Here is a 25,051-nt window from a genome sequence, read left to right as displayed (position 1 = left end):
ACGGAACAAGGAATAACCCTTTGAAGCTGGAACTCAAGAACAGCTTGTCGGTGAAGTTGCTCCGGGTCGTGCTCCTGTCGGCATTGATCGTCGGTGTGGTCTTGAGCTGCGCGCAGATTGTTTTCGACGCCTATAAAACCCGTCAGGCCGTCGCCGACGATGCCGGGCGCATCCTCGACATGTTTCGCGATCCCTCGACCCAGGCTGTCTACAGCCTGGATCGGGAAATGGGCATGCAGGTGATCGAAGGTTTGTTTCAGGACGATGCAGTGCGCCAGGCCTCCATCGGCCATCCCAACGAAGCCATGCTTGCGCAGAAGTCTCGCGAGTTGCAGCAATCCAACAGTCGCTGGCTGACCGACCTGATCCTCGGCAAGGAACGCACGTTCACCACCCAATTGGTGGGACGCGGCCCCTACAGCGAATATTACGGCGACCTGAGCATCACCCTCGATACCGCCACCTATGGCCAAGGGTTCATTGTCAGTTCAGTGATCATCTTTATCTCCGGTGTGTTGCGAGCCCTGGCAATGGGACTGGTACTGTATCTGGTCTACCACTGGCTGTTGACCAAACCGCTGTCGCGAATCATCGAGCACCTGACGGAAATCAACCCGGACCGCCCCAGCGAACACAAGATTCCTCTGCTCAAGGGACACGAGAAAAACGAACTGGGCATCTGGATCAACACCGCCAACCAATTGCTCGAATCCATCGAACGCAACACCCATCTGCGCCACGAAGCGGAAAACAGCCTCCTGCGCATGGCCCAGTACGACTTCCTCACCGGCCTGCCCAACCGCCAGCAATTGCAAACGCAACTGGACAAGATCCTCATCGACGCCGGCAAGCTGCAGCGACGGGTCGCAGTGCTGTGTGTCGGGCTCGATGACTTCAAGGGCATCAACGAGCAATTCAGCTACCAGACCGGTGACCAGTTGTTGCTGGCCCTCGCCGATCGGCTGCGAGGCCACAGCGGGCGTCTCGGCGCCCTCGCTCGTCTCGGGGGTGATCAGTTCGCGCTGGTGCAGGCCGATATCGAACAGCCTTATGAAGCCGCCGAACTGGCGCAAAGCATCCTTGATGACCTCGAAGCGGCGTTCGCCCTCGATCACCAGGAGATCCGCCTGCGCGCCACCATCGGCATCACACTGTTCCCGGAGGACGGCGACAGCACCGAGAAGCTGTTGCAAAAAGCCGAGCAGACCATGACCCTGGCCAAGACTCGCTCGCGCAACCGTTATCAGTTCTATATCGCCAGTGTCGACACTGAGATGCGTCGCCGGCGCGAGCTGGAAAAAGACCTGCGTGATGCACTGACCCGCAACCAGTTTTATCTCGTCTACCAACCGCAGATCAGTTATCGCGATCACCGCGTGGTCGGTGTCGAGGCATTGATTCGCTGGCAGCATCCCGACCACGGGCTGGTCCCGCCGGACCAGTTCATCCCGCTGGCGGAGCAGAACGGCACCATCATTGCCATCGGCGAATGGGTGCTGGATCAGGCGTGCAGGCAATTGCGCGAATGGCATGACCAGGGCTTCAGCGACCTGCGCATGGCCGTGAATCTGTCTACCGTGCAGTTGCATCACGCCGAATTGCCACGGGTGGTCAACAACCTGATGCAGATGTACCGCCTGCCACCGCGCAGCCTCGAACTCGAAGTCACCGAAACCGGCCTGATGGAAGACATCAGCACCGCGGCCCAGCATTTGCTCAGCCTGCGCCGCTCCGGCGCACTGATTGCCATCGACGACTTCGGCACCGGCTATTCGTCATTGAGCTATCTGAAAAGCCTGCCGCTGGACAAGATCAAGATCGACAAGAGCTTCGTGCAGGACCTGCTCGATGACGACGACGATGCGACCATCGTTCGCGCCATCATCCAGTTGGGCAAGAGCCTGGGCATGCAGGTAATTGCAGAAGGCGTGGAAACCGCCGAGCAAGAGGCCTACATCATCTCTGAGGGCTGTCACGAAGGTCAGGGCTACTTTTACAGTAAACCCCTGCAGTCTCGGGAATTGAGCGCTTACTTGAAGCAGGCCCAGCGCACCAACGCCGCTATCTTGTGACCCCCTGTAGGAGCGAGCTTGCTCGCGATGGTCGTGAATGATGACGCGTTTGGCCTGAAAAAACGCGCTGTCCCCACGTTCATCGCGAGCAAGCTTGCTCCTACAGAGTGAGCGTGCACCCCCATGAATAAGAAATATTTCCACCTACAACCCTTTACACATAATGCGAAAGATTTGCATTATGTCGCAGTTTTGCGCGCTGTCAGCGCCCTACCACCCCTTATCGAAGCAGGATGTTCGCCATGATTCGTATGCCTCTGGCTACCGCCAGTCTGTTGGCCATCGCTATTTCCCTCGCCGGTTGCGGTGAAGGCAAAGACAAAGAAAAAGCCGCCACTCCTGCGCCGGCTGCCAGCACTGCTGCTGCCCCGGCTGCTCCAGCCGCTGCACCTGCCGCGGCCGGTAAAGTCGACGAAGCCGCCGGCAAGGCCGTTGTCGCGCATTACGCCGACATCGTCTTCGCCGTCTACAGCGATGCCGAATCCACTGCGAAGACCCTGCAAACCGCCATCGACGCCTTCCTCGCCAAGCCGAACGCCGACACCCTGAAAGCCGCCAAGGCTGCCTGGATCGCGGCGCGCGTTCCTTACCTGCAAAGTGAAGTGTTCCGCTTCGGCAACACCATCATCGACGACTGGGAAGGTCAGCTGAACGCCTGGCCGCTGGACGAAGGCCTGATCGACTATGTCGACAAGTCCTATGAACATGCCTTGGGTAACCCTGGCGCTACCGCCAATATCATCGCCAACACGCAAATCCAGGTCGGCGAAGACAAGGTTGACGTGAAGGACATCACCCCGGAAAAACTCGCCAGCCTGAACGAGCTGGGCGGTTCCGAGGCCAACGTTGCCACTGGCTACCACGCCATCGAATTCCTGCTTTGGGGCCAGGACCTGAACGGCACCGGCCCAGGCGCTGGCAACCGTCCGGCTTCCGACTACCTTGAAGGCAAAGGCGCCACCGGCGGTCATAACGATCGTCGTCGCGCTTACCTGAAGTCGGTTACTCAGTTGCTGGTCAGCGATCTGGAAGAAATGGTCGGCAACTGGAAGCCGAACGTGGCTGACAACTACCGCGCCACCCTGGAAGCCGAACCTGTTGAAACCGGCCTGCGCAAGATGCTGTTCGGCATGGGCAGCCTGTCCCTGGGCGAACTGGCGGGCGAGCGCATGAAGGTTTCCCTGGAGGCCAACTCCCCTGAAGACGAACACGACTGCTTCAGCGATAACACCCACAACTCGCAGTTCTACGATGCCAAAGGCATTCGTAACGTGTACTTGGGTGAATACACCCGCGTCGACGGTACCAAAATGACCGGCGCCAGCCTTTCCTCCCTGGTGGCCAAGGCCGATCCGGCTGCCGACACCGCGCTCAAAGCGGACCTCGCGGCGACCGAAGCGAAGATGCAAGTGATCGTCGACCATGCCAACAAGGGTGAGCACTACGACCAACTGATCGCCGCCGGCAACACCGCTGGCAACCAGATCGTTCGCGACGCTATCGCTTCCCTGGTCAAGCAGACCGGTTCGATCGAAGCCGCTGCGGGCAAGCTGGGCATCAGCGACCTGAACCCGGACAACGCTGATCACGAATTCTGATCAACGCTGGCTGGATAAAAAAGGCGACCTTCGGGTCGCCTTTTTATTGTCCGGAACACCGCTAATCCTGTAGGAGCTGCCGAGAGAAACGAGGCTGCGATCTTTTCAAAGGCAAGATCAACAGATCGCAACCTGCGCCACCGCCTACTAATCCAAGCAAACGATAATTCCTCTTATTCAAATTCCCCTGCCCTGTTAGACTTTGCGCCCTTGTTTTGCTCGTCTTGCAGGATGTCTGATGCCCTCGCTGCTTCTTCGCTTGTCCGCACTGTTTCTGGCCCTGGGCCTGAGTGCCTGCGATGACGCCCCGAAATTCACCCAGGCCGAACCCGGTGAAGCCCGCTCCGGGGGCAGTGCGACCGTGCGCAAGACCGACCAGAACTCATTTTCCCTGCCTTCTGCCAATCTGCCGCCGTCACGGCGTGTGGATTTCAGCGTCGGCAACAGTTTCTTCCGCAACCCCTGGGTGATCGCCCCCTCGACCACCACTGCTCGCGATGGCCTCGGCCCGCTGTTCAACACCAACGCCTGCCAGGGTTGCCACATCAAGGATGGCCGCGGTCATCCACCCGAGGCCGGCGCACAGAACGCTGTGTCGATGCTGGTGCGCCTGTCGATCCCCGATGCGCCAGCCTACGCCAATGTCATCGAACAACTTGGGGTCGTCCCCGAACCCGTTTACGGCGGCCAGTTTCAGGACATGGCCGTACCTGGGGTGGCCCCGGAAGGCAAAGTGCGGGTTGACTACACCCCCGTGCCAATTCGCTTCAAGGACGGCACCGAGATCGAATTGCGCAAGCCGAACTTGAACATCACCCGGTTGAATTATGGACCGATGCACCCCGACACCCGCTTCTCGGCGCGGGTCGCCCCCCCGATGATCGGCCTGGGCCTGCTCGAAGCGATCCCCGAAGAAGCGATCCTGGCCAACGCCGAAGCTCAGGCAAAGGCCAAAAACGGCATCGCCGGACGTCCGAACCGGGTCTGGGACGACGAACAGAAGAAAACCGTTCTCGGACGATTCGGCTGGAAAGCCGGGCAACCCAATCTCAATCAACAAAATGTTCACGCGTTTTCTGGTGATATGGGCCTCACGACCAGCCTGAGACCCTTTGATGACTGCACCGACGCGCAAATCGCCTGCACGCAGGCACCCAATGGCAACGGTCCCGATGGCGAGCCGGAAGTCAGTGACAACATCCTGCGCCTGGTGCTGTTCTACAGTCGTAATCTCGCCGTACCGGCCCGTCGCGACGTCAATGCACCCGAAGTCCTGGCCGGCAAGACCCTGTTTTATCAGGCCGGTTGCCAGACCTGTCATACACCGAAATACACCACCGCCGCCAACGCCGCCGAACCTGAACTGGCCAATCAAGTGATTCGCCCCTACAGCGATCTGCTGCTGCACGACATGGGCGACGGCCTGGCCGACAACCGAACCGAATTCCAGGCCAGCGGCCGCGACTGGCGCACGCCGCCGTTGTGGGGCATCGGCCTGACGCAGGCGGTTAGCGGCCACACTCAGTTCCTGCACGACGGCCGCGCCCGTAACCTGCTCGAAGCCGTGCTCTGGCATGGCGGTGAAGCGGCAGCGGCGCAGCAACAGGTTTTGTCTTTCGATGCCGGGCAACGCGCGGCGTTGCTGGCGTTTTTGAATTCCCTTTAACACGCACTTATTCAGCGGGAGCCCGACATGTTCCGTCCCAAACTGCTTTTCACCAGTCTTGCCGCACTCGCTCTGGGTGCCTGCTCGCCCCAGGACCCGCAAGCGGTCACTTCGGCAGCCATCGCCAAATCGGTGATCCTGCCGACCTACACCCGCTGGGTCGAGGCTGACCGCCAACTGGCCGTCAGCGCCCTCGCCTATTGTGAAGGCAAGGAAACCCTGGACACTGCCCGCGCCGATTTCCTGCACGCGCAAAAAGCCTGGGCCGAGCTGCAACCGCTGCTGATCGGGCCGCTGGCCGAAGGCAACCGCGCATGGCAAGTGCAGTTCTGGCCAGACAAGAAAAACCTCGTCGGCCGTCAGGTCGAACAACTGGTCACCGCGCAACCGCAGATCGATGCGGCGACGCTGGCAAAATCCAGCGTCGTGGTACAGGGCCTCTCGGCCTATGAATACATCCTGTTCGACAGCAAGCCTGATGTGGCCAACGCCGAACAGAAAGCCAGGTACTGCCCACTGTTGATCGCCATTGGCGAGCGTCAGAAGCAATTGGCCGAAGAGATTCTGAAAAGCTGGAACAACACCGACGGCATGCTCGCGCAAATGAGCAAATTTCCGAACCAGCGCTACGCCGATTCTCACGAAGCCATCGCCGATCTGCTGCGCGTGCAAGTCACCGCACTCGACACCCTGAAGAAAAAACTGGGCACCCCGATGGGTCGCCAGACCAAAGGCGTTCCACAGCCGTTCCAGGCTGATGCCTGGCGCAGCCAATCGTCCCTGGCAGGTCTCGAAGCCAGCCTTGCGGCGGCCAAAACAGTCTGGGAAGGTGTGGACAACAAGGGTCTGCGCAACTTGCTGCCGAGCGAGCAGAAGCCGTTGGCCGACAAGATCGACGCCGCCTACGACGCCGCGCTGAAACAGTTCGCCGGCAACAAGCGCTCGCTGACCGACATGCTCAATGACGAGGCCGGTCGCCAACAGCTCAATGAACTCTACGACAGCCTCAACGTCGTCCACCGCCTGCACGAGGGCGAACTGGCCAAGGCGCTGGGCATCCAACTGGGCTTCAACGCCAACGACGGTGACTGATGAGGGCGACTTCCATGCTGCGACGCCAGGCTCTGACATTAGGTAGTTTGCTGCTGGGCGCAGTGACGCTGGGCGGCTGGAAGCTGTTCAGGCAAAAGGACCAAAGCCCGCTGCTGCTTTCAGCGCGGGACGATACCGACGGCAAGCATTACGCCGTGGGTTATCGGCTGGATGGCACTCAGGTGTTTGCCACCCAGGTCGGCCAGCGTTGCCACGACATCATTAACCACCCGGCGCTGCCGATCGCGCTCTTTGTCGCCCGTCGCCCGGGCACCGAGAGTTACCTGGTCGACCTGCGCGATGGCACGCTGCTGCAAACCGTGACCTCGCAACCGAACCGGCACTTCTACGGTCATGCGGTGATTCACCAAAGCGGCGACTGGCTCTATGCCACCGAAAACGACACCTCCGATCCGGGTCGCGGCCTGCTCGGTGTGTACAAATTCGAAGGCGAACGGTTGGTGCACAGCGGCGAGATTTCCACCCATGGCATCGGCCCGCATCAGGTGTCGTGGATGCCCGACGGCGAAACCCTGGTCGTGGCCAACGGCGGGATTCGCACCGAGGCCGAAAGCCGGGTCGAGATGAACCTCAACGCCATGGAGCCCAGCCTGGTCCTGATGCAACGGGACGGCACTCTGCTGAGCAAGGAAACCCTCGCCCAGCAGATGAACAGCGTGCGCCACCTGGGTATTGCCAGCGACGGCACCATCGTCGCCGGACAACAATTCATGGGCGCGGCGCACGAATCGTCGGAATTGTTGGCGATCAAGCGTCCCGGTCAACCGTTCGTGGCGTTCCCGGTGCCCGAACACCAGTTGCAGGCCATGGGGCACTACACCGCCAGCGTCGCTGTGCACAGTGACTTGCGCCTGGTGGCATTGACCGCACCACGGAGCAACCGCTTTTTCATCTGGGATCTGGACAGCGCAGAAGTGCGCCTGGATGCGCCGCTTCCCGATTGCGCCGGGGTTGGCGCGGTGGCCGACGGCTTTGTCGTTTCCTCGGGCCAAGGGCGTTGCCGCTACTACGATTGTCGTCAGGAAAACCTCGTTGCGAAACCGCTGGAACTGCCGGCAGGGCTCTGGGACAACCATCTTCACCTGATGGCATGAAACGCCAAAAGATCGCAGCCTTCGGCAGCTCCTACATTGGAATGATGTGCATTTTGTAGGAGCTGGCGAAGGCTGCGATCTTTTCGCAATTGTATCTCTCTAAAATCTCATACCCTGTAAAAACTGGCAGTTGGTTTCCCCCTCCCAGTCGCGGTAATGTGCCCCACTGTCTCACCTGATTTTCTCCAAGGAACTGGAAATATGCTGCGTCGCCGCATGCTGATCATGTTGGGTGTTGTTCTGCTGATCGTGCTGGTCCTGGCCGCCTATAAAGCCTTCTCCATTTACACGATGATCCAAGGCTTCTCCGCGCCGAAACCACCAATCAGTGTCGCCGTCGCCACGGCTACCGAACGACCGTGGCAAGCCCGGCTGCCCACGGTTGGAACCCTGAAGGCGCTGCAAGGTGTCGACCTGAGCCTGGAAACCGACGGCACCGTGATTGATGTGCAATTCGAGTCAGGGCAAAAGGTCAAGTCCGGCCAACCCATCGTCCAGCTCGACAGCAAAGTGGAAAGCGCCTTGCTTGAAACCGCCCTGGCCGACCTTGGACTGGCCCAGGTTGACTACAACCGCGGCAGTCAGCTGGTGGGTAGTCAGGCCATTTCCAAAGGTGAGTTCGACCGACTCTCGGCGGTCTACAAAAAGAGCAAGGCCACGGTCAATCAACTCAGGGCCGCTCTCGGCAAAAAAAGCATTCTCGCGCCTTTCAGCGGCACGATCGGCATTCGCCAGGTGGACGTCGGCGACTACGTGGCCAGCGGCACCATGATTGCCACGCTGCAAGACCTCAGCAGCCTGTACGTCGACTTTTTCGTACCTGAACAGTCAGTACCAAAGATTGCCGTGGGGCAAGCGGTGCAGATCATCGTCGCGTCCTATCCGACGCAGGTGTTCCCCGGCACCATCAGCGCGATCAACCCGAAAGTCGAGAACAGCACCCGCAACGTGCAAGTCCGTGCGACCCTGGCCAACCCGGATGGCAAATTATTGCCGGGAATGTTTGCCAGCTTGCAGGTGCTGCTGCCCGACCCGCAGCCCCGCATCGTCGTCCCGGAAAGCGCCATCGCCTATACGCTTTATGGCAACTCGGTGTATGTCGCCGCTCAGAAAAAGGCCGAAGACGGCAGTCTGGAAAAAGACGACAAGGGCCAGCCCGTGCTGATCGCCGAACGGCGATTTGTCGAAACCGGCGAACGCCGTGACGGCCAGGTGATGATCACCAAAGGCGTGCAGAACGGCGAAAAAGTGGTCACGGCCGGCCAGATCAAACTGGACAACGGCGCGCACATTGCCATCAGCGACGACAAGACTCTAGGCGAGAAGAACAGCCCGCCCCGCGCGGACTGATCAAGGAATCCCCATGGCTTTTACCGACCCGTTCATCCGCCGTCCGGTTCTCGCAACCGTGGTCAGCCTGCTGATTGTGCTGCTGGGCTTTCAAGCCTGGAGCAAGCTGCCGTTGCGACAGTACCCACAGATGGAAAACGCCCTGATCACGGTGACCACTGCCTACCCCGGGGCGAACGCCGAAACCATCCAGGGCTACATCACTCAACCGATGCAACAGAGCCTGGCAAGCGCCGAAGGCATCGACTACATGACCTCGGTCAGTCGGCAAAACTTCTCGGTGATCTCGATCTATGCGCGCATTGGCGCCAACAGCGACCGCCTGTTCACTGAACTGCTGGCCAAGGCCAACGAGGTCAAAAACCAGCTGCCCCAGGACGCCGAAGACCCGGTTCTGAGCAAAGAAGCGGCTGATGCCTCGGCGCTGATGTACATCAGCTTCTTCAGCAAGGAACTGAGCAACCCGCAGATTACCGACTACCTGTCGCGGGTCATCCAACCGAAACTGGCGACCCTGCCCGGCATGGCCGAAGCCGAGATTCTCGGCAATCAGGTGTTTGCCATGCGATTGTGGCTGGACCCGGTGAAACTGGCGGGATTCGGCCTGAGTGCCAGCGACGTGACCAACGCCGTGCGCCAATACAACTTCCTTTCCGCCGCCGGCGAAGTGAAAGGCCAGTATGTGGTCACCAGCATCAACGCCAATACCGAGCTCAAGTCCGCTGAAGCCTTCGGCGCGATTGCGCTCAAGGTCGATGGCGACAGTCGTGTACTGCTGCGCGATGTGGCACGGGTGGAAATGGGTGCAGAAAACTACGACACCATCAGCTCCTTTGGTGGCACCCCCTCGGTGTACATCGGGATCAAGGCCACGCCCGGCGCCAACCCGCTGGAAGTGATCAAGGAAGTGCGCAAGATCATGCCGGACCTTGAGGCGCAATTACCGCCCAACCTCAAGGGAGAAATCGCCTACGACGCCACCCTGTTCATTCAGGCTTCGATCGACGAAGTGGTGAAAACCCTGTTTGAAGCGGTACTGATTGTGATCGTGGTGGTGTTCCTGTTCCTCGGAGCTCTGCGCTCGGTGGTGATCCCGGTCGTGACCATCCCGCTGTCGATGATCGGTGTGATGTTCTTCATGCAGATGATGGGCTACTCGATCAACCTGCTGACCCTGCTGGCAATGGTGTTGGCCATTGGTCTGGTGGTGGACGACGCCATCGTGGTGGTGGAAAACATCCACCGTCATATTGAGGAAGGCAAGACACCGCTGGATGCAGCCATCGAGGGTGCCCGGGAAATCGCCATGCCGGTGGTCTCGATGACAATCACCCTGGCGGCGGTATATGCGCCCATTGGCTTTCTGACCGGTCTCACCGGGGCACTGTTCAAGGAGTTCGCCCTGACCCTGGCGGGAGCGGTGGTGATCTCCGGCATTGTCGCGCTGACCCTGTCGCCGATGATGTGCGCCCTGCTGCTGCGCCACGATGAAAACCCCAGCGGGCTGGCCCATCGCCTGGACCGGATTTTTGAAGGTCTCAAGCGCCGCTATCAGAGCATGTTGCACGGCACCCTCAACACTCGGCCGGTGGTGCTGGTGTTTGCCGTCATCGTGCTGTGCCTGATTCCGGTATTGCTCAAGTTCACCAAGTCGGAACTCGCGCCGGATGAGGATCAGGGCATCATTTTCATGCTGGCCAATGCCCCCCAACCGACCAACCTCGACTACCTGAACACTTACACCGACGAATTCATCAACATCTTCAAATCGTTTCCCGAGTATTACTCGTCGTTCCAGATCAATGGCTTCAACGGTGTGCAGTCCGGGATTGGCGGCTTCCTGCTCAAGCCGTGGAATGATCGCAGTCGCACGCAAATGGCGATCCTTCCGGAGGTCCAGGCCAAACTCGAGAGCATTCCGGGCCTGCAGATTTTCGGGTTCAACCTGCCCTCCCTGCCGGGCACCGGCGAAGGGTTGCCCTTCCAGTTCGTCATCAACTCCGCCAACGATTACGAATTGCTGCTACAGGTGGTCGACCGGGTGAAGAAACGCGCGATGGAATCCGGCAAGTTTGCGTTCGTCGACGTCGACCTGGCGTTCGACAAGCCTGAAGTAGTGGTAGACATAGACCGCGCCAAGGCTGCGCAAATGGGGGTATCGATGCAGGACCTGGGAGGGACGCTCGCGACGTTACTCGGTGAAGCCGAAATCAACCGTTTCACCATTGAAGGTCGCAGCTACAAAGTCATCGCCCAGGTCGAACGCCCTTTCCGCGATAACCCGCAATGGTTGAACAACTACTACGTCAAAAACACCACTGGCGAGCTACTGTCCTTGTCTACCCTGATTACCGTGACCGACCGCGCACGTCCAAGGCAGTTGAATCAGTTTCAGCAACTCAACTCTGCCATCCTGTCTGGCGTGCCACTGGTGAGCATGGGGGAAGCCATTGACACCGTGCACCAGATCGCCAGCGAAGAAGCACCCGCAGGCTTTGCCTTCGATTATGCCGGCGCATCGAGGCAATACGTTCAGGAAGGTAGCGCCTTGTGGGTCACGTTTGGCCTGGCACTGGCGATCATCTTCCTGGTGCTGGCCGCGCAGTTCGAAAGCTTCCGCGACCCATTGGTCATCCTGGTCACCGTACCTCTGTCAATTTGCGGCGCGTTGATTCCGCTTTTCCTGGGCTGGTCGAGCATGAACATCTATACCCAGGTCGGACTGGTGACGTTGATAGGCCTGATCAGCAAGCACGGGATCCTGATCGTCGAGTTTGCAAACCAACTGCGCAAGGACAAGGGGTTGACTGCACGGGAAGCGGTGGAGGAAGCCGCCGCCATTCGTCTGCGTCCGGTATTGATGACCACCGCGGCGATGGTGTTCGGCATGGTGCCGTTGATCATCGCCACGGGTGCGGGTGCGGTCAGTCGTTTCGACATTGGCACAGTGATCGCCACGGGCATGTCGATCGGCACGTTGTTCACCCTGTTTGTGTTGCCGTGCGTGTACACGTTGTTGGCAAAACCCGACAAGGCTGTGGTCCAGCCTTAAAACTTGCTCGCGTTGGCGTGTCAGTGACAGCAATGGGGCTGGTACACCATCCGAGCCAACTTCTATAGAGGGAAGTTGCAGGAGGGCAATCAGTGACAAAAAAAGGCCTCGCATTAGCGAGGCCTTTTTATTCTTGCTTCGATCGAGTCAACTTTGCGGCCTCATTCCTTGAGAAAGTCCGAACATGAACAGCAACAAATCATGGTCGGGCTGAGTGGCCACGGATGCCTTGGCTACCCGTGGCAACGGACAATGCTCTTCTGCGTTGATCGAGCTGAGAACCTGGGTGCGAGGCTGCTCCCACGCTGCCACCGCGATCGACGCAACTGCCAAGGCTCCTACTAGAAACAAACCTCGTGCAATTTCGAGTTTCATTGCTACAAACCTTTGATAGCGCTGCCAAACGCCGTCTCATAAAAGTAGACGAGTTTCTTCCAGTCCGCCGGATCGAACGACGAGTGGCGACGCAGCTGCTTCATGTCGTGAGCAGCGGCGCGATAGGCGGTCAAGCGCTGTCGACACTTCTCCAGGTCGATAAGTGCGATCTCGACATTCGCCGAATCGCCCTCACCCGTCACACGAACAAAAACGTGCTTGATGTAGATACAGCTGTGTTGCCAACGCCCCTTGTGCATGCGGGCCAGGTTTTCGGCCAGATCCTTCAGCACTCGGTCATGGACTGCTTCACCGTGACGCTCGCGACCACCGCCGGCGTACCAGTGTTCGATTTCCTCGAAGCCGTCCAGGGACTTGGTTACCAGCAGCGCCCTCCATTTATGAACGGGATCGCGCTGTGCACCGCAGAAAACCATGTGTGGAACGCGAACTCCAAGCGCGGTCACCCCGGTGAGCGCATCACGCTCACGCAACACCGTAGGACGACCAAACGGATGCAGCCAACTACGATGGATGTGTCCGGTCTGGCGCTTGATATAGAGCAACTGACCATCACTGCCGGTTACTCGCTGAACGCCACTCTCCCCACCGCGACGGACGTTGGGTTCCTCCACCCACTCACCGCGTTGATTCCAGAAGTAATCAAAGCGGTCCTGAGAAGGGACTTCCGTTTCTGCTGCACACTGCACTGCCATCCTGTTACCTCTTGCGTAATACGTAAACCCGCCACATGGCATAGAGCGGAATAAAGTCCAGTTGTTCCTGGATGCGGAAACCCGCCTGCTCAAATTCCTTTTCTACAGTAGCGGCCGGTAACACAAATCGGTTTTGGTAACCTTCCTGCTCACGGGACTTCTCTGCGCGCTTGCGTTTCCAGGCTTTGAAATTGCCATCAACCCACAACGAAAGGATCACGCTATCGCGGGATACACGCTCGAATTCCCGCAAAATCGCCAGTCGATGCTCGGCTTCACCTATGTGGTGGAGCAATCGCATACAGAAAATGCTGTCGACTGCGTTATCAGGCAAGGCGATGTCGAATGCAGAGGTGTGCAAGGGTTGTACCCGTTTCACCACATCGGCAGGTTGCGACTGCGTGGCGATCTTCAGCATGGACTCCGAGTTGTCGGCGCCGATGATCACACGGTTTGGCTTTTCGGCCAGCATTGGCCAGAAACGCCCTGCTCCGCAGGGCAAATCGAGAACCAGGCCCGGTTCTCCCACCAGGGCCAGCGCCTTGCGTGCCATTTGCACGTCACGCCAGTGAGACAAGCGACGACCGAGACCATCCTGATGCTTGCGCAAATAGCGTTGCGCGTGCTGATCGTCATACTTTTCGGAAAAATCTAGTTTGATCGGGCCATCCATTATCACAGTCTCCTGAACTTCTGATGACAGCCACATTAGGTAGCGCCGTGTCAGCATCAGGTCATGCAATTGTGAAAATTTCGTTAAAAAAACCTCAAATTATTACAAGGTTTTTCAGAAATAGTTCCAATCGATATGACCTTCACTTATTGAGATTAGGCCTCAAGTTGAATCAGTTCCACTTGAAAACGACAGCCATGAGGTTCCATGGTTGTCAGGCTGACATTCCAGCCCTGGTTTTCACAGATCCGCTGCACCAGCGACAGACCAAGCCCCAATCCTTCCCCGCGTTTCTCGTTTCCGCGCACAAAAGGCTCGAACATTGCTTCGCGTTTTTCCTCAGGAATGCCAACACCGCTGTCTTCTACCAGAAAGCCAGTGGATGTCAGGGTCAAGCGGATGAACCCGCTCTCGGTGTAATGCAATGCGTTACGCAGCAGGTTGCCCATCACGGCATGCAGCAGCGTGGCGTTGTAACAAGTAATCGGCGGGTGCCCGGACTCGAAAATCAGCTTCAATCCCTTGGCTTCGATCGGCTCGCGCCAAAGACCGAGCAGACCATCAGCCACTGCGCCAAGGGTCTGCTGAGGCGACATATTGACGTCTTCACGTTGCGCACGCGCCAGCATCAGAAAGGTTTGCACCAGCTCGCGCATTTCTTCGCAAGCCCGGGCGATCCGCTCAACCTGAGCACGGCCACGTAGATCAAGACCGGGATTTTCGAGCAACAGTTCGCAGGAACTGGCCAGAACCATCAATGGGGTGCGCAGTTCATGGCTGACGTCACTGGTGAAAAGGCGCTCGCGGCTCAACGCCTGGCGCAAACGCCCAAGAGTCGCGTCAAATGCCACGGCCAATTCGCCGACTTCGTCTGCGGCGTAATCCGGTGCCAGCGGGGGTGCCAGACCTAACAGCTGATCGCGATGGCGCACTTGGCGGGCCAGGCGTACTACCGGTGCCATCACTTTGCGTGCCAGGACCCAGCCAAGAAACACGGCCAGTGCCAGGCTCAGCACGAATCCCACCAGCACCACCGCAAACAACACCCGTTCACGCTCTTCAAAGTCGCTTTGGTCCTGCAACAGGACGTAGTGCCGACCGTCGACGATTTCGACCATCGCGTGATACGACAGTTGGTCGCGGAAGACTTCGTGAAAACCCGGATCCAGATGACGCAAATCCTTGGGCAATTCAAAGTCGCCCGGACCACCGCTGAAATAGAACAGCTGATCCGGCTCGGGCCGATGGCTCCAGTCCGAGACACTGTCCATCAGCAGCAACCGCTGCAAATCGCCTCCCAGACCGGCCGAGATAAGTTTTTCTTCCACCAGATGCACCGTCGCGATGATGCCCATGGCGAAAGCACCCGCCACCAGCGCGCTCATCAGCGCAAAGGCGATGATGATCCGCTGGGAAAGGCTCTGTTTAAACTCCATCACGCCCCTCGGCCAAGCGGTAGCCCACGCCGTGCACCGTTTGCAGCAGCGGCTTGGCGAATGGCTTGTCGATCACCTGGCGCAGTTGGTGGACATGGCTGCGCAAGCTGTCGCTGTCCGGGCAGTCGTCGCCCCACAGCGCTTCTTCGAGAATTTCCCGGCGCAACACGTGGGGGCTTTTCTGCATCAGCACGGCCAGCAACTTCAGGCCCACCGGGTTGAGCTTCAGCAGGCGGCCTTCGCGGGTCACCTCAAGCGTATCGAGGTCGTAGCTCAAATCGCCAACCTGCAAGGTGCGACGTCCGCCACCCTGGGTACGGCGCATGACCGCTTCGACCCGGGCCGCCAACTCTGACAGGGCGAACGGTTTGATCAGATAATCGTCGGCACCGGACTTGAATCCTTGCAGACGGTCGTCCAGTTGATCGCGTGCGGTCAGCATGATCACCGGCGTGTCACGACGGGCATCTTCACGCAGGCGTTTGCACAGGGTGTAACCGTCGATACCGGGCAACATGATATCGAGCACGATCAAATCGTAGTGCTCGGTGGCCGCCAAATGCAGGCCCGACAATCCGTCCTGTGCGCAATCTACGGTATAGCCTTTGAGCCCCAGGTAATCGGCCAGGTTGGCGAGGATATCGCGATTGTCTTCAACCAATAAAATTCGCATGGGCATCTCTCCGTACACAGTAACGGCCGTCTTGGCCCGCGCAGCTTAAGGCCAAGTTCGGCTCACGGCTAGGACTGAGTGAAGCTCAAAAATATAGAAACTGACCGATTACGGCCTTAACAAGTTTTTCACTATCGATTCACACGCTGGCGACAGAATCGGGCACAAACTCCGCGCGACTGCGCATTTCAGAACATTTCACTGACCAAGGAACTCGCATGGTTTCGACCCTTGCACGCCCCGCCTCTCGCCCGCTCAATTTCTGGGTGTGCCTTGGGGTCCCCGTCATTGCGGCGATCATTTTGGTATTGCTTGAATTGACCAACCTGGACATGGACCTGGCCAAGCTGTTCTACGACCCGGTCGCCGGACAATTCATCGGGCGCCACAGTTACTTCCTGGAAGACATCCTGCACGACCGCGCTAAACAAGTGGTCATCGCCTTCTCGGTGTTTGCCATCCTCGGTTTCATCGGCTCGTTTTTCATCGCAAGGCTCAAGCCATTCAAACGGGAACTGGGTTGTCTTGTGCTGTCTCTGGCACTGGCGACCTCTTTTGTTACACCGATGAAAGCGGTGACGGCGGTGCAATGTCCATGGAGCCTTGAGCAATTCGGCGGTCACGAGACCTACAGCGAATTGCTGAGCCCGCGCCCTGCTACCGACAAACCCGGGCGCTGCTGGCCGGGTGGACATGCGGCGACCGGGTTCACATTGTTTGCCCTGTATTTCGTCTTGCGTGACCGCCGCCCGCGTTTGGCTCGCTCAGCATTTGTGTTCGCCTTTGCCCTGGGCAGCGTGTTTTCCATCGGCCGGATGATGCAGGGGGCGCACTTTTTTTCGCACAACGTTTGGACGGCGATTTTCTGCTGGCTGATTTGCCTGGGGTCGTACTACTACATTCTTTATCGACCGGTGGTGAACGCTGAGCGAGTGGCCAAGGCGGATCCGGTCAGCGTATGAACTGACGCCATCGCGAGCAAGCTTGCTTCTACATGGACGATGTAGTTCCTGTGGTTGCGTGGCTTGCCCGCGATGGGGGCGACGCGATCTCCAGCCCCCCCAAAAAAATCGAAGACAATAAAAAACCCCGCCTGCTTTCGCAGGCGGGGTTTTTAGTACAGGGGTGAGGCTGGCTTACATCATGCCGCCCATGCCGCCCATACCGCCCATGTCTGGCATACCGCCGCCAGCACCGCCGTCTTTCTTCGGTGCATCAGCAACAGCGGCTTCGGTGGTCAGGATCAGACCGCCGATCGACGATGCAGCTTGCAGAGCGGAACGGGTTACCTTGGTTGGGTCCAGGATGCCCATTTCGATCATGTCGCCGTACTCGCCAGTCGCAGCGTTGTAACCGAAGTTACCTTTGCCGTTCTTGACTTCGTTGACCACAACGCTTGGCTCGTCACCGCTGTTGGCAGCGATCTGACGCAGCGGTGCTTCAACGGCACGGCGCAGAACAGCAATACCTACGTCCTGATCAGCGTTGTCGCCTTTCAGATCGTTCAGGGTTTGCAGAGCGCGGATCAGCGCAACGCCACCGCCAGGTACCACGCCTTCTTCAACGGCTGCACGGGTAGCGTGCAGGGCGTCTTCAACGCGGGCTTTTTTCTCTTTCATTTCTACTTCGGAACCAGCGCCAACCTTGATCACTGCAACACCGCCGGACAGTTTGGCCAGACGCTCTTGCAGTTTTTCACGGTCGTAGTCCGAGGAAGTTTCGGCAACCTGAGCACGGATCTGAGCAATGCGGGACTCGATGTCGCCTGCTACGCCAGCACCGTCAACAATGATGGTGTTTTCCTTGGAGATGGTCACGCGCTTGGCGCTACCCAGGTTTTCCAGGGTGGCTGCTTCCAGGCTCAGGCCGATCTCTTCGGAGATAACGGTACCGCCAGTCAGAACGGCGATGTCCTGCAGCATGGCCTTGCGGCGGTCGCCGAAGCCTGGAGCCTTGACGGCTGCGACTTTAACGATGCCACGCATGTTGTTCACGACCAGAGTCGCCAGGGCTTCGCCTTCAACGTCTTCGGAAACGATCAGCAGTGGACGGCCAGCTTTGGCAACGGCTTCCAGCACTGGCAGCATTTCGCGGATGTTCGAGATCTTTTTGTCGACCAGCAGAACCAGCGGATTGTCCAGCTCGGCAACCATGGTTTCCGGCTTGTTGACGAAGTACGGGGACAGGTAGCCACGGTCGAACTGCATGCCTTCTACAACCGACAGTTCGTTTTCCAGGCCAGTGCCTTCTTCAACGGTGATCACGCCTTCTTTACCGACTTTTTCCATGGCTTCGGCAATGATGTCGCCGATGGAGTTGTCGGAGTTGGCCGAGATGGTGCCTACCTGAGCGATTGCCTTGGTGTCAGCGCAAGGCTTGGACAGGTTCTTCAGCTCTTTGACGATAGCGATGGTCGCTTTGTCGATACCGCGCTTCAGATCCATCGGATTCATGCCGGCAGCGACGGCTTTCAGGCCTTCGTTGACGATCGACTGAGCCAGAACGGTAGCGGTGGTAGTACCGTCACCAGCGTCATCGTTGGCACGGGAGGCAACGTCTTTGACCAGCTGCGCGCCCATGTTTTCGAAACGGTCTTCGAGTTCGATTTCTTTGGCGACGGAAACGCCGTCCTTGGTGATGGTCGGAGCGCCGAAGCTCTTCTCGATGATCACGTTACGGCCTTTCGGGCCCAGGGTCGCTTTTACCGCGTCAGCCAGGACGTTGACGCCTTTGAGCATTTTCTTGCGGGCGGAATCGCCAAACAGAACTTCTTTAGCAGCCATGATCGATATTCCTTAAATACTTTGTAGTAGCGGAAAATGAACGGGGAATCAGCCTTCGATAACAGCGAGGATTTCGTTCTCGCTCATTACCAGCAGGTCTTCGCCGTCGACTTTCACAGTGTTGCTGCCGGAGTAAGGACCGAACACAACCTTGTCGCCAACCTTGACGGCCAGTGCACGCACTTCACCGTTGTCCAGTACGCGGCCGGTGCCGACAGCGAGGATTTCGCCGCTGTTGGCTTTTTCAGCAGCCGAACCTGGCAGAACGATACCGCCAGCGGTTTTCTTTTCTTCTTCGCTGCGACGGATGACGACGCGGTCATGCAGAGGACGAAGCTTCATTGTCGATCTCTCCTAATTGTGGTTTTCATCGGCCGGTGTAGTCCCGGCGGGTTTAACAAAGTCCGGCGGTGCCGGGTGCGGTTCGTCAAGCGAACCGCGGAAGTCTGTCTGGCGTGATCGCCAGAAACCTTGCGGTGACCGTTACATAAGGGCGTACAAACTGATTACAAGGGCAGGGATCGAAAATTTTTCCTTTCACCCCCTTAAACGAACACGGCACCCGAAGGTGCCGTGAGTCGAAGCTATTACTTGGTGTCGCGGTGTTCGAACTCGCCTTCGATCACATTGGGCTCACGCCCCAGCGGCTCGCGCGGCGCGGGACCGCCCCGGGCTTGAAGATCATCGGCGAACGCACGTTGGCGGATGGCCTGCTCTTCGGCACGCCGGCGCATTTTATTGGCCAGCAGGCGACGGCTGATCGGCAACAGCATGATCAAGCCAATCACGTCGCTGATGAAACCCGGCAGGATCAACAGACCACCGGCTAACGCCAGCATCAGGCCTTCGAGCATGGTCTGGGCCGGCAGCTCACCGCGGTTCAGGCTTTCACGGGCACGCAGCGCTGTAGCCAGTCCGGCGATGCGCAGCACGAACACACCGAACATCGAGCCGAGAATGACCAGCAGCAGGGCCGGGAAAAACCCGATCGATCCTGCCACCTTTACGAATACGAACAGCTCCAACACCGGGAACAGCAGAAAGAGCAACAAAAAAGGGCGCATCAAATGGTTCCTCAACGCAAGAATGCCTTGCCAGTTCACCTTAGATGACGTCGCCGTTTCGTGAATTCAAGCGTCGGCCACTTCATTTTTTGGCCAATGTTCGGCGTGAGCCAGTGAAACCAAGGCCTCGCGGACTTGTGTCGGCGTATTACAAGGTGCCTGGAACGGCAACCAGTATAGGCTCTGACCGATACGCAGGTGCATGCCTTCGGTATCGATACCGACCATTTGCGCCGCTGCGGTTTTCGGCAAACCGGCCAGATCGACGTAATGGGCAATGGCCTTGGCATGATCGGCGTTCATGTGTTCGACCATACTCACCTCGGCCTTGCCGGCAAACGGGTTGGCCAGAGTCAGGTCGTTGACCCAGTGAATCGCGCCGAAACCACCGATGTAACGGTGGCGTACCGGCTCAAGCACCCAGAAATCAAAATCATGCGCCGTGTGGTAGCTCTGTGATTCCGGGAAGTAGCGGTAGTAACGTTCGGCCGCCGCTGCGATGACCCCTTCGCCTTCCAGTTGTTGCGTCTCGGCCAGGTAAGTCAGGCGACCAACGGCCTGCACATCTTCCGCCCCGCGCTCGCCCACGAACAGCGAACATTTCGGATCTTTTTGCAGGTTATGAGTGTGCTGGGCGATGCGGCTGATAAGGATCAGGGGCCGACCCTGCTCGTCCAGGCAGTAAGGAACCACAGAGCCGAATGGAAAGCCGGGCATCGATTTGGAGTGCGTGGAGAGCACGCCACGGTATTCCTTGAGAAGCAATTCTCGTGCATGCTTAGCCGCTTCAACGCTCAATTTATGACTCCTTGAATAGAATCCGTCAGAAAAAACGGACAGCGACTGGCAAAAGTTCCAGCGCGCCATTAGGGGCAGTTCTCATGTGCCAAGGTAGGCGTGATGGAGAAGATGCCTATGAAAAAACCCAGACCATTTACCGGGGCAGGCGAATGCAACTCACTGACAAAGTAATCATTATCACTGGCGGTTGCCAGGGTTTAGGCCGATCCATGGCCGAGTATTTCGCGAATAAAGGCGCGAAACTGGCGCTGGTGGACCTGAACCAGGAAAAACTCGACGACGCCGTCGCTGCCTGCAAGGCCAAGGGCGTCGAAGCCCGCGCTTATCTGTGCAACGTTGCCAATGAAGAGCAAGTGACTCATATGGTCGCCCAGGTTGCCGAAGACTTCGGCGCGATCCATGGCCTGATCAACAACGCCGGGATCCTGCGTGACGGCCTGCTGCTCAAGGTCAAGGACGGCGAAATGACCAAGATGAGCCTGGCCCAATGGCAGGCGGTGATCGACGTCAACCTGACCGGCGTGTTCCTGTGCACCCGTGAAGTCTCGGCCAAAATGGTCGAACTGAACAACAGCGGCGCGATCATCAATATCTCGTCGATTTCCCGCGCTGGCAACGTCGGTCAGACCAACTACTCCGCCGCCAAGGCCGGTGTTGCAGCCGCGACCGTGACCTGGGCCAAGGAACTGGCGCGCTACGGCATCCGTGTTGCCGGCATTGCACCAGGCTTCATCGAAACCGAAATGACCTTGGGCATGAAGCCTGAAGCGCTGGAGAAGATGACTGCCGGGATTCCGCTCAAGCGCATGGGCAAGCCTGAAGAGATCGCCCATTCGGCGGCTTACATCTTCGAGAACGACTACTACACCGGTCGGATATTGGAGATGGATGGCGGGTTGCGTATCTAAAGCAAGATCAAAAGATCGCAGCCTCACTTCGCTCGACAGCTCCTACAGGTGTAGGCCAATTCAATGTAGGAGCTGTCGAGCGAAGCGAGGCTGCGATCTGTTTATAGGCGCCGCAAATCAATCGTCGCTGATGCTGATATTCGGCATCGCCGGCGTCAACGCTTCCTGCAACACGATCCGCGCACCGACATGGCGGGCCAGCTCCTGGTAAACCATGGCGATCGGGCAATCTGGCTCGGCGATCACGGTTGGCTTGCCACCATCGGCCTGCTCGCGGATTTCCATCGCCAACGGCAACGAAGCAAGCAGTTCGACACCATACTGGGTCGCCAGCTTCTCACCACCACCCTCACCGAACAGATGCTCGGCATGTCCACAATTCGAGCAGATGTGCACGGCCATGTTTTCCACCACACCCAACACCGGAATGTTGACCTTGCGGAACATTTCCACACCCTTGCGCGCGTCCAGCAATGCCAGGTCCTGTGGCGTGGTGACGATGACCGCACCGGCCACCGGCACTTTCTGCGCCAGGGTCAGCTGGATGTCGCCAGTGCCTGGTGGCATGTCGATGACAAGGTAATCCAGATCGCCCCACGCGGTTTGCGTGACCAGTTGTAGCAGGGCACCGGAAACCATTGGTCCGCGCCAGACCATCGGTGTGTTGTCGTCGGTCAGGAAGGCCATGGACATCACTTCGACGCCATGGGACTTGAGCGGCACAAACCACTTCTGATCCTTGACCTCGGGACGGGTGCGCTCCGGGATACCAAACATGATGCCTTGGCTCGGACCGTAGATGTCCGCGTCGAGAATCCCCACCTTGGCGCCTTCACGGGCCAGGGCCAATGCCAGGTTGGCAGCGGTGGTGGATTTACCCACGCCGCCCTTGCCGGATGCCACGGCCACTACGTTCTTGACATTGGCCAGGCCCGGTATCTGTGCCTGAGCCTTGTGCGCGGCAATCACGCTGGAGATGTCGACACGGGCGCTTGCCACACCATCCAGCCCTTCAATGGCCATTTGCAGCATCTGCGCCCAGCCACTCTTGAACAGGCCGGCGGCGTAACCCAACTCGAGCTGAACACTGACGCGATCGCCCTGGATGTCGATGTTGCGCACACACCCGGCGCTGACCGGGTCCTGGTTCAGGTAAGGATCGGTGTATTGGCGAAGAACGGCTTCCACCGCTGCGCGATTGACGGCGCTCATGGGCAACTCCGAAAACAGGACTTGGAAAGGATGAGGGGTATCGTACCTGTTCTAAGCGTTCGGCGGGATGCTCAAAAGATCGCGCTTTTGTAGGAGCCCGGCTTGCCGGCGATGGCATACCCAAGACCGCTATCGCCGGCAAGCCGGGCTCCTACAGTTCGCTCATCCAATGAAACAGGCTCACAGGGTGAAAAATATGCGCCGGCGCTTTATAGTGGCCGACCTCCGTTTCATCAAGTAGCCGAGCCCCATGTCCGAGCCACGCAAGATCCTCGTCACCAGCGCCCTGCCCTATGCCAATGGTTCGATTCACCTCGGCCATATGCTGGAATACATCCAGACCGATATGTGGGTGCGCTTCCAGAAGCACCGCGGCAACCAATGCATCTACGTCTGCGCCGACGACGCCCACGGTTCGGCGATCATGCTGCGCGCGGAAAAGGAAGGCATCACCCCGGAACAATTGATCGCCAACGTCCAGGCTGAACACAGCGCCGACTTTGCCGAGTTCCTGGTGGACTTCGACAACTTCCACTCCACTCACGCTGAAGAAAACCGTGAGCTGTCGAGCCAGATCTACCTGAAGCTGCGCGACGCCGGGCACATCGCCACGCGCTCGATCACCCAGTATTTCGACCCGGAAAAGAAAATGTTCCTGGCCGACCGCTTCATCAAGGGCACCTGCCCGAAATGCGGCACCGAAGACCAGTACGGTGATAACTGCGAAAAATGCGGTGCAACCTACGCTCCGACAGACTTGAAGGATCCGAAGTCGGCAATCTCCGGCGCCACCCCGGTGCTCAAGGATTCCCAGCACTTCTTCTTCAAGCTGCCGGACTTCCAGCAAATGCTGCAAACCTGGACCCGCAGTGGCACCCTGCAGGACGCTGTCGCCAACAAAATTGCCGAATGGCTGGATGCCGGCCTGCAACAATGGGACATCTCCCGCGATGCGCCGTACTTCGGTTTTGAGATTCCCGACGAACCGGGCAAGTACTTCTACGTGTGGCTGGATGCGCCAATCGGCTACATGGCCAGCTTCAAGAACCTGTGCGACCGCACGCCGGAGCTGGACTTCGACGCGTTCTGGGGCAAGGACTCCACCGCCGAGCTTTACCACTTCATCGGCAAGGACATCGTCAACTTCCACGCCCTGTTCTGGCCAGCCATGCTCGAAGGCGCGGGCTACCGCAAGCCGACCGGCATCAACGTCCACGGCTACCTGACCGTCAACGGTCAGAAAATGTCCAAGTCCCGCGGCACCTTCATCAAGGCCCGGACCTACCTGGATCACCTGTCGCCGGAATACCTGCGTTACTACTACGCGGCCAAGCTCGGCCGTGGCGTCGACGACCTGGACCTGAACCTCGAAGACTTCGTGCAGAAGGTCAACTCCGACCTGGTGGGCAAAGTCGTCAACATCGCCAGCCGCTGTGCCGGTTTCATCAACAAGGGCAATGCCGGCGTCATGGTCGACACCAACGCAGCGCCTGAACTGACTGATGCCTTCCTGGCCGCCGCGCCAAGCATCGCCGACGCCTATGAAGCCCGCGATTTCGCCCGCGCCATGCGCGAGATCATGGGCCTGGCCGACCGCGCCAACGCCTGGATCGCCGACAAGGCGCCCTGGTCGCTGAACAAACAGGAAGGCAAGCAGGATGAAGTCCAGGCCATCTGCGCTACGGGCGTCAACCTGTTCCGCCAACTGGTGATCTTCCTCAAGCCGGTGCTGCCATTGCTGGCCGCTGACGCCGAGGCGTTCCTGAATGTCGCGCCCCTGACCTGGAACGACCATGCGACCTTGCTCAGCAACCATCAGTTGAACGAGTTCAAGCCGTTGATGACCCGCATCGACCCGGTCAAGGTGCAAGCCATGACCGACGCGTCAAAAGAAGACCTGACCGCCAGCCAGACCGACACCGGCGAAGCTGCACCAGCGGGCAACGGGGAACTGGCGAAAGACCCGCTGTCGCCGGAAATCGAGTTCGATACCTTCGCCGCAGTCGATTTGCGCGTCGCGCTGATCGTCAAGGCTGAGCATGTGGAAGGCGCCGACAAACTGTTGCGCCTGACGCTGGACATCGGCGACGAGACCCGCAACGTGTTCTCCGGAATCAAGAGTGCCTATCCGGACCCGTCGAAGCTCGATGGTCGCCTGACCATGATGATCGCCAACCTCAAGCCGCGGAAAATGAAGTTCGGCATTTCCGAAGGCATGGTGATGGCGGCGGGCCCTGGCGGTGAAGAAATCTATCTGCTCAGCCCTGACAGCGGCGCCAAGCCTGGTCAGCGCATCAAGTAAATTTGTGCGGCAATCCGATCCCACAGCCGTGCCTGGCGCGACTGTGGGATTTTCATGTCTGGCCCATAATGTCCGTAGGAGCTGCCGCAGGCTGCGATCTTTTGACTTTGCTTTTAAAGATCAAAAGATCGCAGCCTGCGGCAGCTCCTACGCAGTGATCCAG

General features: G+C 58.6%; 20 protein-coding genes. 10 read left to right on the top strand and 10 right to left on the bottom strand.

Annotated elements, in window-relative coordinates:
* Nucleotides 1-20 precede the first annotated feature (20 nt).
* The 7 genes from AD668_RS04695 to AD668_RS04665 all read left to right on the top strand — a co-directional run bounded on the left by AD668_RS04695 (nt 21) and on the right by AD668_RS04665 (nt 11,945).
* Complete coding sequence (locus tag AD668_RS04695; RefSeq protein WP_053155199.1) at nt 21-2,072, top strand: bifunctional diguanylate cyclase/phosphodiesterase; 2,052 nt, start codon at nt 21-23, stop codon at nt 2,070-2,072.
* 242 nt (nt 2,073-2,314) lie between these two features.
* Complete coding sequence (locus AD668_RS04690; RefSeq protein WP_053156044.1) at nt 2,315-3,670, top strand: imelysin family protein; 1,356 nt, start codon at nt 2,315-2,317, stop codon at nt 3,668-3,670.
* A 238-nt stretch (nt 3,671-3,908) separates the two neighbouring features.
* A complete protein-coding gene (locus AD668_RS04685) occupies nt 3,909-5,336 on the top strand; it encodes a di-heme oxidoredictase family protein (RefSeq protein WP_053155196.1) in 1,428 nt (475 codons plus the stop codon).
* A gap of 27 nt (nt 5,337-5,363) precedes the next feature.
* A complete protein-coding gene (locus tag AD668_RS04680; protein WP_053155194.1) occupies nt 5,364-6,428 on the top strand; it encodes an imelysin family protein in 1,065 nt (354 codons plus the stop codon).
* A gap of 14 nt (nt 6,429-6,442) precedes the next feature.
* Nucleotides 6,443-7,543: a DUF1513 domain-containing protein gene (locus AD668_RS04675; RefSeq protein WP_053155192.1), complete on the top strand. Its 1,101-nt coding sequence runs from the start codon at nt 6,443-6,445 to the stop codon at nt 7,541-7,543.
* 201 nt (nt 7,544-7,744) lie between these two features.
* The gene (locus AD668_RS04670; RefSeq protein WP_053155190.1) at nt 7,745-8,893 is read left to right on the top strand and encodes an efflux RND transporter periplasmic adaptor subunit; all 1,149 of its coding nucleotides are present in this window, start codon (nt 7,745-7,747) and stop codon (nt 8,891-8,893) included.
* A 13-nt stretch (nt 8,894-8,906) separates the two neighbouring features.
* Entirely contained in the window at nt 8,907-11,945 is a 3,039-nt protein-coding gene (locus tag AD668_RS04665) for a multidrug efflux RND transporter permease subunit (RefSeq protein WP_053155187.1), read from the top strand.
* A 147-nt stretch (nt 11,946-12,092) separates the two neighbouring features.
* On the opposite strand, the gene AD668_RS04660 is transcribed toward AD668_RS04665, so the two are convergent.
* The 5 genes from AD668_RS04660 to colR form a co-directional block, all read right to left on the bottom strand.
* Nucleotides 12,093-12,320: a hypothetical protein gene (locus AD668_RS04660; RefSeq protein WP_053155185.1), complete on the bottom strand. Its 228-nt coding sequence runs from the start codon at nt 12,318-12,320 to the stop codon at nt 12,093-12,095.
* A gap of 2 nt (nt 12,321-12,322) precedes the next feature.
* Nucleotides 12,323-13,036: a lipopolysaccharide kinase InaA family protein gene (locus tag AD668_RS04655; protein WP_053155183.1), complete on the bottom strand. Its 714-nt coding sequence runs from the start codon at nt 13,034-13,036 to the stop codon at nt 12,323-12,325.
* Nucleotides 13,037-13,040: 4 nt separating this feature from the next.
* Complete coding sequence (locus AD668_RS04650) at nt 13,041-13,709, bottom strand: class I SAM-dependent methyltransferase (RefSeq protein ID WP_053155181.1); 669 nt, start codon at nt 13,707-13,709, stop codon at nt 13,041-13,043.
* A 155-nt stretch (nt 13,710-13,864) separates the two neighbouring features.
* Nucleotides 13,865-15,145 carry a HAMP domain-containing sensor histidine kinase gene (locus tag AD668_RS04645; protein ID WP_053155179.1) on the bottom strand — a complete coding sequence of 427 codons (1,281 nt, stop codon included), beginning with the start codon at nt 15,143-15,145 and terminating at the stop codon, nt 13,865-13,867.
* Nucleotides 15,135-15,818 (bottom strand): two-component system response regulator ColR, encoded by a 684-nt coding sequence (gene colR, locus AD668_RS04640; RefSeq protein ID WP_053155177.1) that lies wholly within the window; start codon nt 15,816-15,818, stop codon nt 15,135-15,137. Before colR ends, AD668_RS04645 begins: the two co-directional genes overlap by 11 nt.
* Nucleotides 15,819-16,036: 218 nt before the next feature.
* Between colR and AD668_RS04635 the strand changes: the two genes are divergently transcribed.
* Nucleotides 16,037-16,780 carry a phosphatase PAP2 family protein gene (locus AD668_RS04635; protein WP_053155175.1) on the top strand — a complete coding sequence of 248 codons (744 nt, stop codon included), beginning with the start codon at nt 16,037-16,039 and terminating at the stop codon, nt 16,778-16,780.
* A gap of 174 nt (nt 16,781-16,954) precedes the next feature.
* On the opposite strand, the gene groL is transcribed toward AD668_RS04635, so the two are convergent.
* The 4 genes from groL to AD668_RS04615 all read right to left on the bottom strand — a co-directional run bounded on the left by groL (nt 16,955) and on the right by AD668_RS04615 (nt 20,463).
* Nucleotides 16,955-18,601, bottom strand: a complete 1,647-nt coding sequence (gene groL, locus AD668_RS04630) for a chaperonin GroEL (protein WP_008053540.1) — start codon at nt 18,599-18,601, stop codon at nt 16,955-16,957.
* Between the two features lie 48 nt (nt 18,602-18,649).
* Complete coding sequence (locus AD668_RS04625) at nt 18,650-18,943, bottom strand: co-chaperone GroES (RefSeq protein ID WP_047532658.1); 294 nt, start codon at nt 18,941-18,943, stop codon at nt 18,650-18,652.
* A gap of 245 nt (nt 18,944-19,188) precedes the next feature.
* A complete protein-coding gene (locus AD668_RS04620; protein ID WP_053155173.1) occupies nt 19,189-19,665 on the bottom strand; it encodes an FxsA family protein in 477 nt (158 codons plus the stop codon).
* 66 nt (nt 19,666-19,731) lie between these two features.
* A complete protein-coding gene (locus AD668_RS04615) occupies nt 19,732-20,463 on the bottom strand; it encodes a HugZ family protein (RefSeq protein ID WP_053155171.1) in 732 nt (243 codons plus the stop codon).
* A 152-nt stretch (nt 20,464-20,615) separates the two neighbouring features.
* On the opposite strand from AD668_RS04615, the gene AD668_RS04610 reads away from it, so the two are divergent.
* A complete protein-coding gene (locus AD668_RS04610) occupies nt 20,616-21,374 on the top strand; it encodes an SDR family oxidoreductase (RefSeq protein ID WP_053155169.1) in 759 nt (252 codons plus the stop codon).
* A gap of 117 nt (nt 21,375-21,491) precedes the next feature.
* Here AD668_RS04610 and apbC read toward each other — a convergent pair whose 3' ends face one another.
* On the bottom strand, nt 21,492-22,586 hold the full coding sequence (gene apbC / locus AD668_RS04605; RefSeq protein WP_053155168.1) for an iron-sulfur cluster carrier protein ApbC: 1,095 nt from the start codon (nt 22,584-22,586) through the stop codon (nt 21,492-21,494).
* Between the two features lie 250 nt (nt 22,587-22,836).
* Here apbC and metG point away from each other — a divergent pair, with 250 nt between their 5' ends.
* A complete protein-coding gene (gene metG, locus AD668_RS04600; protein ID WP_053155166.1) occupies nt 22,837-24,888 on the top strand; it encodes a methionine--tRNA ligase in 2,052 nt (683 codons plus the stop codon).
* The last annotated feature ends 163 nt before the right edge of the window (nt 24,889-25,051 follow it).

Source organism: Pseudomonas sp. P1.8, from assembly GCF_001269805.1.
Lineage (GTDB): Bacteria > Pseudomonadota > Gammaproteobacteria > Pseudomonadales > Pseudomonadaceae > Aquipseudomonas.
Note: the sequence above shows the minus strand (reverse complement) of the source record. Positions and strands in the feature narration are given on the sequence as shown.